General features: G+C 40.0%; 18 protein-coding genes, 2 tRNA genes and 1 other annotated feature. Of the genes, 8 read left to right on the top strand and 12 right to left on the bottom strand.

Annotated elements, in window-relative coordinates; all coding sequences use genetic code 11:
• The first annotated feature begins 250 nt into the window (after positions 1-250).
• Both RMZ41_RS17845 and RMZ41_RS17840 read left to right on the top strand, forming a co-directional pair.
• Positions 251-3,049 carry a PAS domain S-box protein gene (locus RMZ41_RS17845; RefSeq protein WP_322643807.1) on the top strand — a complete coding sequence of 933 codons (2,799 nt, stop codon included), beginning with the start codon at positions 251-253 and terminating at the stop codon, positions 3,047-3,049.
• Positions 3,050-3,056: 7 nt separating this feature from the next.
• Positions 3,057-4,556, top strand: coding sequence for an ATP-binding protein (locus RMZ41_RS17840; RefSeq protein ID WP_322643806.1), 1,500 nt, complete (start codon positions 3,057-3,059; stop codon positions 4,554-4,556).
• Positions 4,557-4,988: 432 nt separating this feature from the next.
• On the opposite strand, the gene RMZ41_RS17835 is transcribed toward RMZ41_RS17840, so the two are convergent.
• Positions 4,989-5,906, bottom strand: a complete 918-nt coding sequence (locus RMZ41_RS17835) for a rhodanese-related sulfurtransferase (RefSeq protein WP_322643805.1) — start codon at positions 5,904-5,906, stop codon at positions 4,989-4,991.
• 72 nt (positions 5,907-5,978) lie between these two features.
• Between RMZ41_RS17835 and RMZ41_RS17830 the strand changes: the two genes are divergently transcribed.
• The 3 genes from RMZ41_RS17830 (at position 5,979) to RMZ41_RS17820 (ending at position 8,424) form a co-directional block, all read left to right on the top strand.
• A tRNA-Ala gene (locus RMZ41_RS17830) sits at positions 5,979-6,051 on the top strand.
• Between the two features lie 412 nt (positions 6,052-6,463).
• Positions 6,464-6,910, top strand: coding sequence for a DUF2127 domain-containing protein (locus RMZ41_RS17825; RefSeq protein ID WP_322643804.1), 447 nt, complete (start codon positions 6,464-6,466; stop codon positions 6,908-6,910).
• A gap of 107 nt (positions 6,911-7,017) precedes the next feature.
• Positions 7,018-8,424, top strand: a complete 1,407-nt coding sequence (locus RMZ41_RS17820) for a 1-acyl-sn-glycerol-3-phosphate acyltransferase (protein ID WP_322643803.1) — start codon at positions 7,018-7,020, stop codon at positions 8,422-8,424.
• A 65-nt stretch (positions 8,425-8,489) separates the two neighbouring features.
• Here the strand turns inward: RMZ41_RS17820 and rplL are convergent, their stop codons facing one another.
• The 8 genes from rplL to rplS form a co-directional block, all read right to left on the bottom strand.
• Positions 8,490-8,882 carry a 50S ribosomal protein L7/L12 gene (rplL, locus tag RMZ41_RS17815; RefSeq protein WP_322643802.1) on the bottom strand — a complete coding sequence of 131 codons (393 nt, stop codon included), beginning with the start codon at positions 8,880-8,882 and terminating at the stop codon, positions 8,490-8,492.
• Positions 8,883-8,975: 93 nt separating this feature from the next.
• Positions 8,976-9,560 carry a 50S ribosomal protein L10 gene (gene rplJ / locus RMZ41_RS17810; protein ID WP_322643801.1) on the bottom strand — a complete coding sequence of 195 codons (585 nt, stop codon included), beginning with the start codon at positions 9,558-9,560 and terminating at the stop codon, positions 8,976-8,978.
• Between the two features lie 63 nt (positions 9,561-9,623).
• Positions 9,624-9,792 (bottom strand) — a sequence feature (ribosomal protein L10 leader region).
• 63 nt (positions 9,793-9,855) lie between these two features.
• Positions 9,856-10,569 (bottom strand): 50S ribosomal protein L1, encoded by a 714-nt coding sequence (gene rplA / locus RMZ41_RS17805; protein WP_322643800.1) that lies wholly within the window; start codon positions 10,567-10,569, stop codon positions 9,856-9,858.
• A 115-nt stretch (positions 10,570-10,684) separates the two neighbouring features.
• Entirely contained in the window at positions 10,685-11,110 is a 426-nt protein-coding gene (gene rplK, locus RMZ41_RS17800) for a 50S ribosomal protein L11 (protein ID WP_012412092.1), read from the bottom strand.
• Between the two features lie 6 nt (positions 11,111-11,116).
• On the bottom strand, positions 11,117-11,758 hold the full coding sequence (nusG, locus tag RMZ41_RS17795) for a transcription termination/antitermination protein NusG (protein WP_322643799.1): 642 nt from the start codon (positions 11,756-11,758) through the stop codon (positions 11,117-11,119).
• The gene (gene secE / locus RMZ41_RS17790) at positions 11,758-11,979 is read right to left on the bottom strand and encodes a preprotein translocase subunit SecE (protein ID WP_322643798.1); all 222 of its coding nucleotides are present in this window, start codon (positions 11,977-11,979) and stop codon (positions 11,758-11,760) included. Before secE ends, nusG begins: the two co-directional genes overlap by 1 nt.
• Before the next feature lie 269 nt (positions 11,980-12,248).
• Positions 12,249-12,321 (bottom strand) — tRNA-Trp (locus RMZ41_RS17785).
• Between the two features lie 146 nt (positions 12,322-12,467).
• Positions 12,468-12,830, bottom strand: a complete 363-nt coding sequence (gene rplS / locus RMZ41_RS17780) for a 50S ribosomal protein L19 (protein ID WP_322643797.1) — start codon at positions 12,828-12,830, stop codon at positions 12,468-12,470.
• A gap of 159 nt (positions 12,831-12,989) precedes the next feature.
• On the opposite strand from rplS, the gene RMZ41_RS17775 reads away from it, so the two are divergent.
• On the top strand, positions 12,990-13,934 hold the full coding sequence (locus RMZ41_RS17775; protein ID WP_322643796.1) for a glycosyltransferase family 2 protein: 945 nt from the start codon (positions 12,990-12,992) through the stop codon (positions 13,932-13,934).
• Positions 13,935-14,071: 137 nt separating this feature from the next.
• Here the strand turns inward: RMZ41_RS17775 and RMZ41_RS17770 are convergent, their stop codons facing one another.
• Both RMZ41_RS17770 and RMZ41_RS17765 read right to left on the bottom strand, forming a co-directional pair.
• Positions 14,072-14,440, bottom strand: a complete 369-nt coding sequence (locus RMZ41_RS17770) for an aspartyl protease (RefSeq protein WP_322643795.1) — start codon at positions 14,438-14,440, stop codon at positions 14,072-14,074.
• A complete protein-coding gene (locus tag RMZ41_RS17765) occupies positions 14,437-14,754 on the bottom strand; it encodes a hypothetical protein (RefSeq protein WP_322643794.1) in 318 nt (105 codons plus the stop codon). The genes RMZ41_RS17770 and RMZ41_RS17765 overlap by 4 nt, the downstream gene beginning before the upstream one ends.
• 165 nt (positions 14,755-14,919) lie before the next feature.
• Between RMZ41_RS17765 and RMZ41_RS17760 the strand changes: the two genes are divergently transcribed.
• Together RMZ41_RS17760 and RMZ41_RS17755 are read left to right on the top strand one after the other, a co-directional pair.
• Positions 14,920-15,099 (top strand): hypothetical protein, encoded by a 180-nt coding sequence (locus tag RMZ41_RS17760; protein WP_322643793.1) that lies wholly within the window; start codon positions 14,920-14,922, stop codon positions 15,097-15,099.
• A gap of 205 nt (positions 15,100-15,304) precedes the next feature.
• Complete coding sequence (locus RMZ41_RS17755) at positions 15,305-16,351, top strand: glycosyltransferase family 4 protein (protein ID WP_322643792.1); 1,047 nt, start codon at positions 15,305-15,307, stop codon at positions 16,349-16,351.
• 68 nt (positions 16,352-16,419) lie between these two features.
• On the opposite strand, the gene RMZ41_RS17750 is transcribed toward RMZ41_RS17755, so the two are convergent.
• Positions 16,420-17,049, bottom strand: a complete 630-nt coding sequence (locus RMZ41_RS17750; RefSeq protein ID WP_322643791.1) for a hypothetical protein — start codon at positions 17,047-17,049, stop codon at positions 16,420-16,422.
• Between the last annotated feature and the right edge of the window lie 18 nt (positions 17,050-17,067).

Here is a 17,067-nt window from a genome sequence, read left to right as displayed (position 1 = left end):
ATACTGATGGGGAAGATTGGTTTTGTAAACCCATCCTTAAGCAAGCTCAAGTATCTATTCACATGAAGTAAATTATTTCCACAAAAAACAAATATCTTAACAATGTAGGTATTTCCCAGAAATAAATTCTCCTATCTTATTAGGAAAAATCCCAATTTTGATTTTGCAAATTTTATAAAACAATTAATCATCTTTTGAGACTGAAACAAATTAAACATGGTATCTTACAAAAATTTTAAAACAACCAATAATGCTACTTCCTGAAAATGAAAGTCAACGGTTAGAAGTACTTAATCAGTATCAAATTTTAGATACGCCACCAGAAGAACTTTTTGATGAGCTAGCTCAACTAGCAGCTAACTTTTGTGAAACACCAATCGCTCTGATTAGCCTAATTGATGCAGAACGAGAATGGTTCAAGTCCAAAATTGGGCTAACCATACCAGAAATTTCTCGAAGCATTTCTTTCAGTAGTTATACTATCCTGGAAAGTCAAATATTAATTATCCCGAATACTTTAGAAGATGAAAGGGTTGCTAAAAATCCTCTTGTAATATCAAATCATTATTTCCGCTTTTATGCAGGAGTCCCCTTAATTAACTCAAGCGGTTTTGCATTAGGTAGTCTTTGTGTGATTGATTTTATACCGCGAACCTTGACTGTTAAAGAACAAGTAGTTTTACAACAGTTGGGTAGACAAGTAATGAGGTATTTGGAATTACATCGACAGAAAGTGATTGATGATACTCATAATAGTTTTCATTTTCTTTTCTATAAAAATCCTAATCCCATGTTGCTGTATCAGGAGAATAATCTGCAACTTTTAGATGTGAATGAAGCTGCTGTTGCCCATTATGGCTACTCAAAAGAAGAGTTTTTACAAATGGGAATAACTGACATTCACTTTTCGGAAGATACGACTATTCTTAGAGAGAATTTAAAGCAAGAATACAAGAATTTTTACTTTTATAAGCAATGTCAGCATCGACGAAAAGATGGACAAATTATTGATGTTGAAATTGTTGGATACGTAATAAAATGCAACAGTTCTAATGCTAGATTGGTTAATATTAGAGACATCACAGAATATAAACGAATAGAAAGAATACTTCAAGAAAGTGAAGCGAGATTTAAAGTAATTTCTGAAGCCATTCCTATCCCATTAATTATCTCGCGTCTGTCTGACGGGTTAATTTTATATGCTAATTCGGAGTTTATGCAAACATTTCGATTTTCATCTGAAGATTTGGTGAATCGTAAAAACTTAGATTTGTATCATAACTCAACCGATTTAGAATTTATATTAGAAGCCCTTCATCAACATGATTCTCTTCAAGATTATGAACTTAAATTGAAGAGATCAGATGGAACTGATTTTTGGGCGATCGCTTCATTACAATATTTAAGTTTTAATGGAGAATCCGCAATCCTAACAGTATTTTATGATATTACAAACCGTAAAAATGTAGAGGTAAAACTCCAGGAACAAAATGAGTTTTTGCGGAAGATATTTGAGAGCATACCGTTGATGATTGCATTGATTGATGCCAATGGCAAACTTCAGTGGGTAAACAAAGAATGGGAAAGTGTTTTAGGCTGGAAATTTAAGGATTTTCAAACTAGCGATGTCCTGGAAGCCTTATACCCTAATACTGAATATCGACAGTATGTGATTGATTTTATGCAAAATGCACAACGCAATTGGGGTGACTTTAAAATTCAGGTTCGGGATGGTGATTTATTAGATACGTCTTGGACTAATGTTAAACTTTCAAATGGTCAAATTATTGGTATTGGACAAGATATCACAGAACGTAAGCGAACTGAACTGGCTTTGAAAGCTCAAGCCGAACGGGAACAATTGATGCGAACCGTTGCTCAACGGATTCGTCAATCTTTAAATCTCCAGGATATTTTGAATGCAACAGTTCAAGAAGTGCGACATTTACTTGGAGTTGATCGAGTAATAGTTTATCAGTTTGACTCAGAGATGATCGGCACAATTGTGGCGGAGTCAGTGGAATCTGGATGGACAGCTTCTTTAGGTGTAGAGATTCATGATACATGTTTTCAGACAGGCGCAGGAGTGGAGTATTATCAGAGACGGAAACGAGCGATCGCAAATATTTATGAAGCTGGGCTAACTGATTGTCATATTCGCTTGTTAGAACAGTTTGAAGTCAAAGCGAATTTAGTCGTGCCCATTTTACTAGAAGTCAGTTCTCAAAACCCTGGCTCTCACCTTTGGGGTTTACTCATTGCTCACCAATGCTCTAGTTTCCGAGAGTGGGAAGAAAATCAATTAGATTTGCTCGATCAACTGACAGTGCAATTAGCGATCGCAATTCAACAATCTAGCATCTTTGAGCAAGCTCAAACTGAACTAGTTCAAAGACAAAAAGCTCAAGTAAAGTTAAAACATGCCTTAGCTGAAAAAGAAGTTCTGTTAAAAGAAGTTCATCATCGAGTTAAAAATAATTTACAAATAGTCTCCAGTCTCTTACAACTCCAATCTCAAACCCTCAAAGATCCAGAAGCAATCAAAGTTCTTCGAGAAAGTCAAAACCGAATTGAGTCAATATCTCTAATTCATAAAAATTTGTATACTTCCGCCAATATTGGACAAATTGATGTAAGTGACTATATCCATAATTTGGCAGCCAGCTTACTGATTTCCTATCAAATATGGCCTGACAAAATTTCTCTAGAAACTGATATAGATTCAGTAAGTTTGAATGTTGACCAAGCAATTGCCTGTGGACTGGTTATCAACGAATTAATCTCCAATGCCCTCAAGCACGCTTTTCCCAACCAAAAAGCAGGAAAAATAAGTATTAGTTTACGTAATATTGGCAAAAATATCGAGATGACGGTTCGAGACAATGGGATTGGTTTACCAGATAATTTAGATTGGACAAATACTGATTCTTTGGGTTTGTCGTTAGTATATGACTTAGTTACAGAACAATTAGAAGGCGATATTACTCTAGAACGCAATCATGGAACAGTATTTAAAATCCAATTTACGCAGTTAACTTTGCATCAGTAAACATCAAATGGGTCAAGCTAGGATTTTAGTTGTTGAAGATGAAGTGATTGTGGCTAGAACTATTGCTAGCCAACTCACTCAACTAGGTTATATTGTTACGGGAACAGCCTCATCTGGAAAAGTTGCTATTGCTAAGGCATTGGAAACTCACCCAGAATTAATATTAATGGATATTATTCTTAAAGGTGAGATGGATGGTATTGCTACCGCCAGTAAAATTCGTGAGCAGTTAGATGTACCTATAATATTTGTAACCGCTTATGGTGACGATCATACTTTAGAAAGAGCCAAAATTACCCAACCTTTTGGATATATCGTTAAACCATTTACTACAAAAGATTTAAGAATAGCGATCGAGATCGGTCTTTTAAAACATCAGTTAGAACGTGAATTGCGGGAAAGTCGAGATCAGCTGGCGACCCTTTTAAACTCAATGAGTGATGCTGTAATCGCTACAAATGAGCAAGGAAAAGTTACATTCATAAATCCCGCAGCTGAGGCAATAACTGGCTGGCAGCAAAAAGATGCTTTAGGAAATGAAGCAGCGAAAATTTTTCATCTTGTTAATGAAGTTACAGAAACTTTCTTAGAAAACCCAGTCACAAAAGTGCTACGCGAACAACAGGTTGTTTATTTAGAAGAATTCACATCCCTGATTAGAAGAGATGGAAAAAGAGTTCCAATTGGCGATAGTGCTTCACCACTAAAGGGACGACATGACCAGATAAATGGTGTAGTAGTTGTTTTCTGGGATCTTAGCGAACGACATCAAACAAAATTGCTAGAGCAAGCATTGGAAAAAGAGCAAGAACTTAATCGTCTCAAATCTTTATTTATTTCCACCGTATCTCATGAGTTCCGTAATCCCTTAACTGTTATTCAAACAGCAGTAGAACTTATAGAAATGCACGGAGCAAATTTGACAGATGCAAAAAAAGGCATTTATTTAAAGCGAATTCAAGCTGCTGTGCAATCTTTAGAAAAACTTATGGAAGAGGTTCTATTTATGGGTCGAGCAGAAGCAGAAAAACTCGTGTATAATCCTGTACCCATTAACTTAGAACAATTTTTTCAGGAGTTAATCAAAGATTTTTCTATTGTTGAAAATAGCGTATCTGAAATTGTTTTTAATTGTCATAGCGTTCGTACTGACGCTGTAATGGATGAAGGACTTTTACGCTATATGTTTGGAAATCTCCTCTCAAACGCAGTTAAATATTCTCCAAGAGGTAGCAAGATTCAGTTTGATTTAATATGCGATCCCATTGACAAAGTGGCAATTTTTTATGTTCAAGATCAAGGTCTGGGCATTCCTGAACCAGACCAAGCCCGACTTTTTGAGTCATTCTATCGAGCCTCAAATGTCCAATCAATTCAGGGTACTGGATTAGGGTTAGTAATCGTTAAAAAGTGCGTTGATGCTCACAGGGGTCAAATCAGTGTCACAAGTCAAGTTGGAGTCGGTACTACATTTAAAGTAATTTTGCCCTTAAATTCTGACTTGTAATACAATACAGTTTAGTTAAGCCTAAAACTCTTTGCTAAAGTCAATTTTTTTCCGTAGATGCATTAGCGTTGGCGAAGCCTCTCGTAGAGAAGCGGTAGCGATGTTTGCATAGCGTCTCGCAGAGAAGGAGCGTCAGCAGCTTGCCCAGGCTACCGCAAAGAACGCAGAGAGAAGGAAGAAATGCTTAACCCAAGTGTATTTAATTACAATAATCTTGCCTGGAAATCCCAAATTTTACTCCTCTAAACCCTAAAATTATTGAGGAGTAAACATATTTTTATTTTCTATTGAGTTAGGACTTACGCAAAATCATGATAAAACGAACCGCAAAGGACGCATTCGCGCAGCGTCTCGTCAGAGAAGGACACAAAGTAATAAGAGTTTCAGAGAGTTATTGCGTAAGTCCTGTGAGTATGAGAATGATATTACAGATTAGCTTATATCCCGATTTTTAGAATTAGCAACTTGGGTTTGGTAGTGCCGCCATTTTTCCTGCTGACGCGCTCTTTTCTCCTCGGTGAGGCTATCAAAACAATAGGCACAGGAGATACCTTTTTCATATTTTAAAGATGTTTTATCTTCTTCAGAAATCGGATACCCACAATTGAAACACCGTTCAGAACTCCCTTTTCCTAATCCATGAGTAACAGCTACCCGCTCGTCAAAGACAAAACATTCTCCGTCCCATAAACTTTTCTCTGCTGGAACTTCTTCTAAATACTTAAGAATGCCGCCTTTGAGATGATAAACCTCTGCAAAGCCTTGAGCAAGCATGAAGGATGAAGCTTTTTCACAGCGAATGCCGCCAGTACAAAACAGAGCAACCTTTTTGTGTTTAGTTGGATCTAGATGGTGTAGCACATAATCGGGAAATTCTCGGAATGTGGCAGTTTGAGGATTTTCTGCTCCTTGAAAAGTACCAATATTCACCTCATAATCGTTGCGGGTGTCAATTACGGTTACTTCAGGATCGCAAATCAAATCATTCCATTCTTGGGGACTAACATAAGTGCCAACTTGCTCACTTGGATCGATTTCAGGCAATCCCAATGTGACAATTTCTTGCTTCAACCTCACCTTCATCCGCTCAAACGGTGGGGTTTCGGTATGGGACTCTTTATATTCTAGGTCTGCTAAACGGGGGTCAGTACGCAGAAAACAGAGAACAGAATCAATCGCCTGACGTGAACCCGCAATTGTACCGTTAATGCCTTCTTGTGCCAGCAAGATTGTCCCCTTGACACCTTGCTCTTGGCAGTAAGACAGTAGAGGATCTTGTTTCTCGGCAAAATCTGGCAGCTTGACGAATTTATAGAGTGCTGCAACAACTTGGATATTTTCTGGCTTCATCCCTTTAGTAATGGAACAATATAAGTTACAATTAATTTCGACAACCGAGTTTACTGACTATTTTAATTTTATGGGGGTTTAGCTCAGTTGGTAGAGCGCCTGCTTTGCAAGCAGGATGTCAGCGGTTCGAGTCCGCTAACCTCCATTGGATGTAATTTATGGCAATTTGCGATCGCTCCCTCAAACTATCCCAAAACAAAGAGTCCTTGCTAGGCAAAGAGTTAAAGGATAGGTAAGTTGCTATTATATCTAATTGCGCCGAGATCCAAATTTGTACTTAGCCAGAAAAATATCTAGGAAAGATGATCTGAGAAAGCACTGTTACAATTTGACTGAAATATAGAAACCCGGTTTAATTTATGAAAATATACGTAGATACATAGTGTGTTAGTGACAGCGTAACGCATCATTATCGAGGATTTAGTGCGTTACAAACTGCGTTCTAACACACCATACAGTACCTAGTAAAGTCTTCTTTTCTGTTGCCTGTTACCTTTTAAGCTGAATTGTTCAGAAATCAAAGCGGTTTCCTATCCTATATATCTTTAGGGGGTTATTTGGAAAAGCGTCCATTGGGATTAGTGGCAATTGTTCTGTACAAATCATTGGCAGCCTTGTTGCTTATGGTTACTTCAATCGCTTTATTATTAACGTTAAAAAATTATCAAACCCTAGAGGTCTTTTCAGACAATTATGTTTTAGAAGGTAAATCAATGATTATTGATTGGGTTTTAAAAAAAGTTATTAATTTAAATCCCAGAACCCTTGCCTTTAGCGGTATTGCCACAGGAATATATGCTATTATTACCACTATTGAAGCTGTTGGTTTATGGTACGAAAAACGTTGGGCACATATCTTAGTATTGGTGCTTGTAGGTATCAGTATTCCAGCAGAGATTTATGAATTAATTCGCGGGATATCTCCTGTAAAAATATTAGTTTTTTTGTTGAATATAGCAGTATTTAGCTATTTATTACGAAATTTTCCAAAACATTCCACCTAATTTTTTATTTGGTTATGTAGTGCTGAATCCTGAGTAAGAAGTAGTACTTATAAATCTTTTCACCCAGCACATTGTACAATCGCTAGAAATATAATCTGGAGAGCGACTTGCCTAAAACGATTCACTCTACTCAACCACCACTAAAATTTATTCCCCAACGCCTTAATCTGTTAATACTCCAGATTGTTCGGTGGTTATTGCCGATCGCACTACGGTTTCGCACTCGCCCTTGGCTACCGGCTGGTATTGTCAGCATTGAAGGTAAGAATGTTGAGGTATTGGCTGAACTTTATCAACAATTCCAGGCTGGAAAAATTCGCTTTTTGTTGGCATTTCGTCACCCAGAGGTGGAAGATCCCCTCTGTATGTTGTATTTGCTTTCTTACATTGTGCCGCGAGTAGCTCGTCAGAAAGGTATTACACTGCGATCGCTGATTCATAGCTATTTTCTCTACGATCGCGGGATGACGGTTTGGGCTGGAAATTGGCTAGGTTGGTTGTTTTCACGTTTGGGGGGTGTGCCGGTTCATCGCGGAAGGCGACTAGATCGACAAGCAATCCAAACAGCACGGGAGTTATTTGCTAATGGGAAAGTACCGATCGCTGTCGCACCCGAAGGAGGTACTAATGGTCATAGTGGCATTGTTAGCCCACTGGAACCTGGTGTTGCTCAAATAAGTTTTTGGTGTGCAGAAGACTTGCATAAAGCCAACCGGACTGAGACTGTGATCGTTGTGCCGATCGCCATCCAGTATCACTACGTTGATCCACCTTGGTCTAAACTGGACTGGCTGTTGAGTAAGTTGGAAGCTGATAGCGGCTTAGAAGTTAAAGAAATTGATTCGGGCAATCAAGAAGAGATTTACTATCAACGCCTCTTTAGGTTAGCTGAATATCTCATTACCGAGATGGAAGAGTTTTATCGTCGCTTCTATCATCAAGATATTCCCAAAACCATCTCAAGTGATGAATCTGCTAGTCCTAATCAGGTGTTGATTGCCCGACTTCATCGCTTACTGGATAAGGCTTTAGAAGTTACTGAGCAGTATTTTGGAGTCCAGGCGCAGGGTAATTTTATTGATCGATGTCGCCGCTTAGAAGAGGCTGGCTGGAATTACATTTATCGGGAAGATTTGGCAGATATCAATGCTTTACCACCATTTAAACGTGGTTTAGCAGACTGGATTGCAGAAGAAGCAGACTTGCGAATGCGGCACATGCGGATAGTGGAAAGTTTTGTTGCAGTCACAGCGACTTATATTCAAGAGCAACCAACGGCGGAACGCTTTGCAGAAACAGCTTTACTTGTATTTGATATGCTTTCTAGAATTCAGGATACAACACTTCCAGGACGACCCCGCTTAGGTTTGCGACAGGCACAAATTACTGTGGGAGAGCCAATTTCAGTTACAGAACGCTGGTCAAATTCTCAGGGCGATCGCCAGATGTCTAGACAAGCTGTAAGCAATTTGACCAAAGATTTGCAAATCGCCTTAGAGAAGATGATTTGCTAAGTTTATATGAAAAAAAGGAGCCTGAATCAGACTCCTTAATATAAAAACTGGTAATCAAATTGTGATTACTTGATAGTCACCTTACCGCCAGCTTCTTCGATGCGCTTCTTAGCATCTTCAGCAGCATCTTTAGCAATACCTTCTTTAACTGCCTTGGGTGCAGCTTCTACCAAGTCTTTAGCTTCTTTTAGACCCAAACCGGTCAATTCGCGGACAATCTTCAGCACGGCAATCTTCTTATCAGCTGGGACTGAATCGAGAATCACTTCAAACTCGGTTTGCTCAACAGCTTCTTCAGCCGGAGCAGCAGCACCAGCACCAGGGCCTGCAAACGCTACGCCAACAGGTGCAGCAGCACTCACGCCAAAAGCTTCTTCAATTTGCTTAACTAACTCAGAAGCTTCCAGCAAAGAGAGAGTTTTTAGCTGTTCTAAAATTTGATCGGTTGTAGCAGACATTGATATAACTCCTGTAATTTTGATTATTTATTTGTCATTAGTCATTAGTCATTGGTCATTAGCTTTTGACTTTTGACTGATGAACCACGAAGTCTATTCAGCAGCAGGTGCAGTGCTGCTATCAGCTTCAGTAGCGGTTTCGGTGCTACTGCCACTTTGCTCTTGGTCAGCCACAGCTTGCAAAGCACGAGCCAGTGAACCAGGAACTTCGTTGATACCCACAGCAATCTTGGTAGCCAAAGCGTTGATAGCTCCAGCGATTTGTGCAATGAGTTGTTCCTTGGATGGCAAGTCACCCAGAGCTTTAACATCTGGTTCTTTGAGTAGGCGACCTTCCATAACACCGCCACGAAGTTCTGTCTTCTTAGTGGCTTTTTGGAAGTCTTGGTAAGCCTTAATTGCAGATGAAAAATCATCTTTAACCAGCAAAAAAGCTGAAGAACCTTTCAGTAGTTCCGACAAAGGCTCCCATTTTTCATCATCTTTAATGGCAATGCCCATCAGGGTGTTCTTCGTCACCTTACAAACAGCGCCACTGGGACGCAGCCGCCGCCGTAAGTCTGTGATTTCAGAAACTGTTAGCCCTTGATACTCTATTACCAGTGCCAGACTTGACTCACTCAAAGTTTCTTTGAGGTCAGCTACTATCTCTTTTTTATTTTCTAGTGTTCTACCCATTCCAATCTCACCTCCTTAAAATAATCGGGGAAGTGCCCTAGTTGTACGTTTTTTCTAAACCTGAACCCAAACAACAAACCCCAGCTAACTTAGCCGGGGTTGAGTATTAAGACTCGTGATGCCATAGTCATCACACCTTTCGGGGTGGTAATTTTGACAATTAGAGTTTTAACCTCGGCAGGATATTTAAGCTACTAGCACCTGCTGTCTCCGGCTTTGCCTATTTAATTTTGTCATCTGTCATTTGTCTTTTGTCCTTTGTCTTTACGAATGACAAATGACTAATGACTAAAAACTAACCAGCTTCGCTCAGTTTTAAATCTCGTAGGGCGGTGACATCAATTTTAATCGATGGCCCCATTGTGGCTGACACATAAAATGTGCGCCAATAACGACCTTTAGCTCCTGAAGGACGGTTACGGTCAATCGTCTCCTGCAATGCCTTCAGGTTGACTAACAAATCTTCAGGCGAGAAGGTTGCCTTACCAAACATAACATGGACAATACCAGTTCGGTCGGCTCGGAATTCTAGTTTACCAGCTTTGAATTCTGCGATCGCACTTGCTATATCAAATGTTACGGTTCCACCCTTGGGCGATGGCATCAAACCACGCGGCCCAAGTAACTTACCCAGCTTTGCCACCTGTGGCATCACATCGGGCGTAGCAATCAGCTTGTCAAAATCCATTCTACCTTTTTGGATTTCGTCAATCAATTCTTCCGATCCGACTATATCAGCACCAGCGCTACTGGCTTCGTTTACCTTTTCGCCTCTGGCTATCACCGCCACCCGCACAATTTGTCCTGTACCTTTGGGCAGTGCTACCGTTGTCCGCAACTGTTGGTCTGTATATTTGGGGTCAATTCCCAGCCGGATATGGGCTTCGGCAGCTTCAGTAAATTTAGCTGTTGCTGTGTCCTTGAGAAGGGCTAAAGCTTCTAAAGGATGATAATCCTTATCTTCTACTTTTGCTTGCAGCGCCTGCAAACGACGCGATACTTTTGCCATTTTTTTCTCCTGGGGTAATTCCGAAGCTTCGCCTCTCCCCCGATAATTTTTTATTTGTCCTTTGTCATTTGTGTCATTTGTCCTTTGTTATTTACCGATGACTAATGACCAATGACTAATCTTTGACTGTTATACCCATATTCTTAGCCGTTCCTGCCACAATCTTCATTGCCGCGTCGATGTCGTTGGCGTTGAGGTCGGGGAGTTTGGTTTGGGCTATTTCTTGCAATTGTGCTTTAGTAATTGACCCAACCTTCTTTTTGTTAGGTTCATTCGAGCCTTTTTCAACCTTCGCCGCCTTCCGAATCAGCACTGATGCTGGTGGCGTTTTGAGTACAAATGTAAAACTCCGGTCTTCAAAAACCGAAATTTCTACAGGTATTACCATTCCAGCTTGGTCTGCTGTTTTGGCGTTGTACTCTTTGCAGAACATCATGATGTTAACACCATGTTGACCCAAGGCGGGGCCGACTGGTGGTGCTGGGTTGGCTTTTCCAGCATTCAAGGCCAGTTTAATGACCGCCACTACTTTCTTCGCCATTTGTATTTAACTCTGTTTCTCTACCTGATTAAATTCCAGTTCTACTGGTGTATCCCTGCCGAAAATTGAGAGCAAGGCTTTAAGTTTACTCCGTTCTGGAGAAACTTCAATCACTTCACCTTCAAAGTCCTTAAATGGCCCAGAAAGCACCATTATCTTATCACCAGTAGCCATGTCAATTTTGACAACAGCTTCTTGTTCGCTGGTTTGTTTGAATATGCGTTCAACTTCTGAAGCACTCAGTGGTATGGGGTGGACATGACCGCGACCCTTGCTGCTACCACGCTTTTGTTCTGAACCGACAAAGTTAATTACATGAGAAGTGTTTCGTACCACCTGCCAGGTATCATCATCCATCATCATCCGCACCAGCACATAGCCAGGAAAAACTTTTTCTTCTGTATGCTGGCGACTGCCATCTTTGCGGATTTTCACCGCCGGCGTTTGCGGAATTTCTACTTGGATAATTTTGTCAGCGACATCAAAAGTTTGAATGCGTTGCTCTAAGTTAGTCTTTACACGTTTTTCACAGCCTGAAGCTACTTGCACAGCATACCAGCGTGCTTCTTTTGACACTGCTTCTGCTGTTTCTCCTGTTTCCTCCGACTGCAACGTGGAGTTGCGAGGTTCATCTGTTGCAAAAGTCATCAGAACACCTGTTTTGCTGCCCAACCAAAAAATCCATCGACCAAGTATATCAAAGATGCAGAGAGTGCCACCATTAACAATACAGCGGCGGATTCGCTCACTATTTGTTTCCGACTGGGCCAAACTACTTTGTCAAGTTCTTCTTTGGTTCCCTGTATGAAGTTGCCTAAGCTAAACCCATTTGTAGTTTCTGGCAATTCTGCTTCACTTTTTTTAGCCACGACCGTTTTCCCCCGGTTTCTTTAGTCAATTTTGGATTTTGGATTTTTAGATTTACCTCATGTTTTCAGTCCAAAGTGTTCACTTTAAGATTTTGGATTGAGAAGAAATCTAAAATTCAGTCATCCAGTTTTGCAGTTTCGACTCTATTTTACTTAGTTAACTGAAAGCAAAACAACTGCAAAGACAATAGGTTTGCCCGAAATTATTATCGCTAGCCGCTTATGTAGCATCTGCGTAATTATTTCGGGCTTTGTTTTTTGCTCTTGAGCGCGCCCTGGAGGACTTGAACCCCCGACATCAGGTTTTGGAGACCTGCGTTCTACCAACTGAACTAAGAGCGCACAAGCTGTTTTCTATTCAGTCATTGCGCTGAACTAAATTTTAGTTTAACGCAACACGCGATTTTCATCATACTTCAATTTCGTTGAGAAAACAAGTTAGCGGCAGATGCCGCTTGAGATTTCTCCCATAATGAAAGAAGCACGAATTACAAAGGGCGGTCAAACCGTTGCTTAATCCGGGTTGCCTTACCTACGCGATCGCGGAGATAATACAGTTTAGCACGGCGGACTTTACCGCGACGCAATACCTTAATGCTGTCAATGCGGGGAGAATGCAACAGAAATACGCGCTCAACGCCTACACCTTGAAAAACCTTACGGACTGTAATAGTTTCGTTTATGCCACCATTGCGTTTGGCAATCACGACTCCTTCATAAGGTTGTACCCGGTATTTTTCGCCTTCTTTAATTTTCACTCCTACTTTTACGGTGTCGCCCACATAAATGTCGGGCACATTAGATTTTAGCTGTTCCGCTTCAATGGAGCGGATAATCTCTTGAGCGCTCATAGTCTTTCTGTCTACTTAAAAAAAACCCACGATCATCAATCATAAATCGATAATCCTATTTCAGTCTACTTCTACTTATTGGAGATTGAGAATTTTACTGAGACAAGACCCGATAGATCGAAGCTATATTGCAAAATGCTATACCAGAGGTGGAAATTTATGAAATTTAGCGTCGTCATCAGTACTTATAATCGCTTGAACTTGCTCAAAAGAGCAATTGAGTCGGCTCAGAACCAAACTATTGAGTGTGAGGTGGTTGTTGCCGATGATTGTTCTTCTGATGATACTCAAACATATCTCAAAAGCTTAGGGGATAAAGTTGTTTACCATCGGAATGAAGTGAACCTTGGTCATGCAGCAACGGTAAATGCTGGAGTTGCTAAGGCTAGCGGCGACTGGATTAAGTTTCTAGATGATGACGACTATTTAGCGCCTAACTGCATAGAAGAAATGGCTAAGGCGATCGCACTTCGCCCCGATGCTGTAATCTGCTCTTGTGTGGCGGCTCAGGTGGATGGTAATGAAGTTGAACTAAGTCGCACCCCACAAGTAGGCCCTGGTTTAGCTTTTTATATCCCCCAAGCCGATATTCATTACGGGATGCTTTTAGAGCTTGTACCCTTTGGCACGCCTGTACAAGTAGCTTGCCGACGTGATGCTTTTTTAGAAACTGGTGGTTGGGATTCCACACTCGATGCTAACTGTGATGACATCGATTCATGGATTCGCATTGCCCAGTTTGGTGACGCTATTTTCTTCAACCAGTGTCTTGCTTACCGCACTATTTGGACTGGTGCGTATAATCAAAAGTTTTCTTTGTCTCGGCGGTTGGCGACAAATATTTTGATGAAAGAAAAAATTTATGCTTTAGTAAATGAAGAACATCGTGTCAAAATTCCCCGTTTTCAAGATATAAAAAATTACCTCAAGCTACATTGGAGTATAGTAGCTCTCAAGCAAAAAAATATTAAGACTTTTCTTTCAATAATTGAACCGTCTGCACTTTCTCCTCAGTCTTGGAAGTTTTTGGTAAGTGCTACTTTATCACGTCGCACTCAAGGAAACAATTCTCAAGTTCGTAAATTTGTGTTGATTGAATCATAATAAACGAGAATTCAGGAGTCAGACTTCCCAATTTAGAAGTCAAATAATTTTCTGTCAATGCGTAAGTTCTAAGTTTGACGAAATCCTACAGAACTTACGCTACTGTCACAGAGCGATCGCTATCTATAAACTCTTAATTAAATTAACTCTAAACTTACTATATTTTGACTATAATTAGCGATTAATATAAATAATTTCAGCCATTGAGAACCTAGTAAAATTTCCTGAATTTCATCTCCAGCAAATACAGGAATTTCCCACTCTTGAGCATCTATTGTTACCCTACCAATATAAACATCAAATTCAGTTTCTCCTTGAGCAGTTCTTAATTTATCTTGATTTAAAAAAGACCAATCAAGACTTTGTACATCTTGTTTGTTCATGGCTAAAAATTCAGTAAATCCTGTATCTAACATTGTTTCTACAGGAAAGCTAATACCATCTTCACCAATTAAATCAATTTCAAAGTAAACTTGACCTTTATCTCCAAATCTTCCCTCAATCATATTCTGCCACTAACTCCGGTTTCATTAATGCCAAAAATATGATGAATGACATGAGGATATTTTTCTCTGGCGATTTTACTTGCTACTTCTTTATCCCGATCGATAAAATAATCCCCACTATCAGGTTCAATAGCAATATACCAACCATAGTATTTATCTAGTATTTCTGGTTTTAAACGCTCAAAAATCACCCAACAACGCTCATAAAATACCTGTCTTCTGGCTTTGTCTTGAGCTTTTTGTGCTTCTGTCCATTGAATTTCTGGAAATACTCTCCCACGTCTCACTATTCTTTCTGGTGAAGAGTGTGTCATATTTTTGACCTCATAAAAATTTATTGTCCATATTTCATTATAAAATGCCTTTCAGTTATTTCCCGCTCAATCATTGCGTCAGATATTGAGCGGAGTAGAATCACTTAGTTAAAATCAGAAAAATCGATGATGTGCGAGTCGCTATTTTCACTGGTTGAATGAAAAGTGACAGAGCGATCGCGACTTCTACCGCAAGCTTCGGTTTCTAGTGCAGCCCATGTTTCACCTCCAGAACGCGCCCATTTTCGCAGTTCTTCTAGTTCTCTGGTGTTAGCTTTAACAGAACTTACGCAACTGGCACAGCGCGATAATTTTTGGAACTGGTATTACCAAGAGTTTACCTAATTCTTATCTTCTTTTATCCCGATTTATTAAGCGGTTACTGAATAAGTCTTTAAAGCTAAGTAGCTGAAGATATGAACTATTAGTCAGTAGTAACTTGTGAATTTTAATACTACTGGCTAATTTTGAGTTGTCGTTGAAAACTCAATAATTATGTTTGTCTTTACTCAGTTACTTGTCTTTATTTTTTATACATATCTCTAAAGTTATGCGAATCATACATATTTTGAACCACGTTCAAGAAATAGGTAACGGTATTGTGAATGTGGCTGTTGATCTGGCTTGTTTACAGGCAAAATCTGGTTATGAGGTAGCGGTTATTTCTGCTGGTGGTGAATATGAGAAATTACTAAATATATGTGGTGTCAAACACTACCAATTAGACCAAACTAGAAAACCGAGAAGTATTATCAAAGCGGCTGTACGTTATCGAGCGATCGCAGCAGAATTTCAGCCGGATATTGTTCATGCTCACATGATGACGGGAGTAATTTTAGCACGCATTTTTAAAGGCAATAAATATACTTTAGTTTCTACAGTCCATAACGAATTTCAGCGTTCTAGTGTGCTGATGGGTTTAGCTGATAAGGTGATTGCCGTTAGTAAAGCGGTGCGAGATTCTATGGCAAAGCGCGGTATCCCAGAAAACAAATTGCGGGTAGTATGCAATGGAACCTTGGGCAGTCCCCGTACCCGACAAATACAAGATTATCAACCTTTAGGGTTACAACGTCCAGCGATCGCTACTGTAGCCGGAATGTATCAACGCAAAGGTATTGCTGAGTTAATCGCTGCCTTTGAACAAATTGCCCCAGATTTTCCCCAAGCGCATCTTTATTTGGTAGGAAATGGCCCGGATAAACAGCTATTTGAGGCACAAGTACAAGCAACTTCTGTAAAAGAACGGATTCATTTTGAAGGTTTCCAGGCAGAACCTCAACGCTACCTAATATCTTGTGACATATTTGTGCTAGCTTCCCATCGAGATCCTTGCCCTCTGGTACTTTCCGAAGCTAGAGAAGCCAGAATTGCGATCGTTGGTACTCAAGTAGATGGAATTCCTGAAGCTTTGGACAATGGGCAAGCAGGTCTTTTAGTGCCAGCAAAAGATAGTAAGGCTTTGGCTGAGGTTTTAGTGCAATTACTGAGTAACGCTGATATGCTGCACGAATGGAAAAATCGGGCAAATCAAAACCTCCAGTGGTTAAGTGTTGCCCGCGTTCATCAGGAAACATTGGCAGTGTATCGTGATTAAAGGGAATTGGGAATTGGGAATTGTTACTTTCCCTAGTCTCCAGTCCCCAGTCCCCAGTTCCGATAGCGTTAACAGGGTAGCGATCGCTTTAATTTTAAAGCTACACCTAAAGCACCAAGGACTAATACACCCAAAACATTAGTTGATTCAGGAATGGCGGTGTAATAAGCAGCGACTCTAATAGGCCCATCTTTATCTGTTTGCTCTGCTGGTATTGGTGGAACGATTCCACCACCTGGGGCGAGATTTGGTAGTGTAGCAAAGGGATTGTAAAACAGGCTTCCGTTTGGAATTACGCCACCACTAAAAGTAATAGTGCTACCACTGATGCTAATGTCTGAAAAAATATCCTTTAGATCGGGATTATTAGAGGAACCAATCTTTCCATCTCCATTAACATCTCCCCACTCTACAGGCTCATTATTATAGGAGAGCGTTTTTAAATCAAAGACTAAGCTTTCGATATCGTACCCAGTGTTATTTAGAAAGTTATTAGCTACATCTGGAACACCATATTCTATTACTTGCCCTGGTTGATAATTTGTAAGAATTCTTGGGTTTTTGGTGTTGAGTATGTCTTGATCTTGAGTCGTCACAGTAGTTTCTACCAAGATAACGGCTCTCGCTGGTGTCAAAGACAAAAAACTAATTCCTGCTGCTCCTAAAAGAGACAAGGCTATTTTGGTTACTATTGTCATATTTCTGTCCCCATTCAT

The organism is Nostoc sp. DedVER02 (assembly GCF_034530675.2).
Lineage (GTDB): Bacteria > Cyanobacteriota > Cyanobacteriia > Cyanobacteriales > Nostocaceae > Nostoc.
The sequence above is the reverse complement of the archived record's forward strand: the minus strand, read 5'-3'. Positions and strand labels throughout refer to the sequence as shown.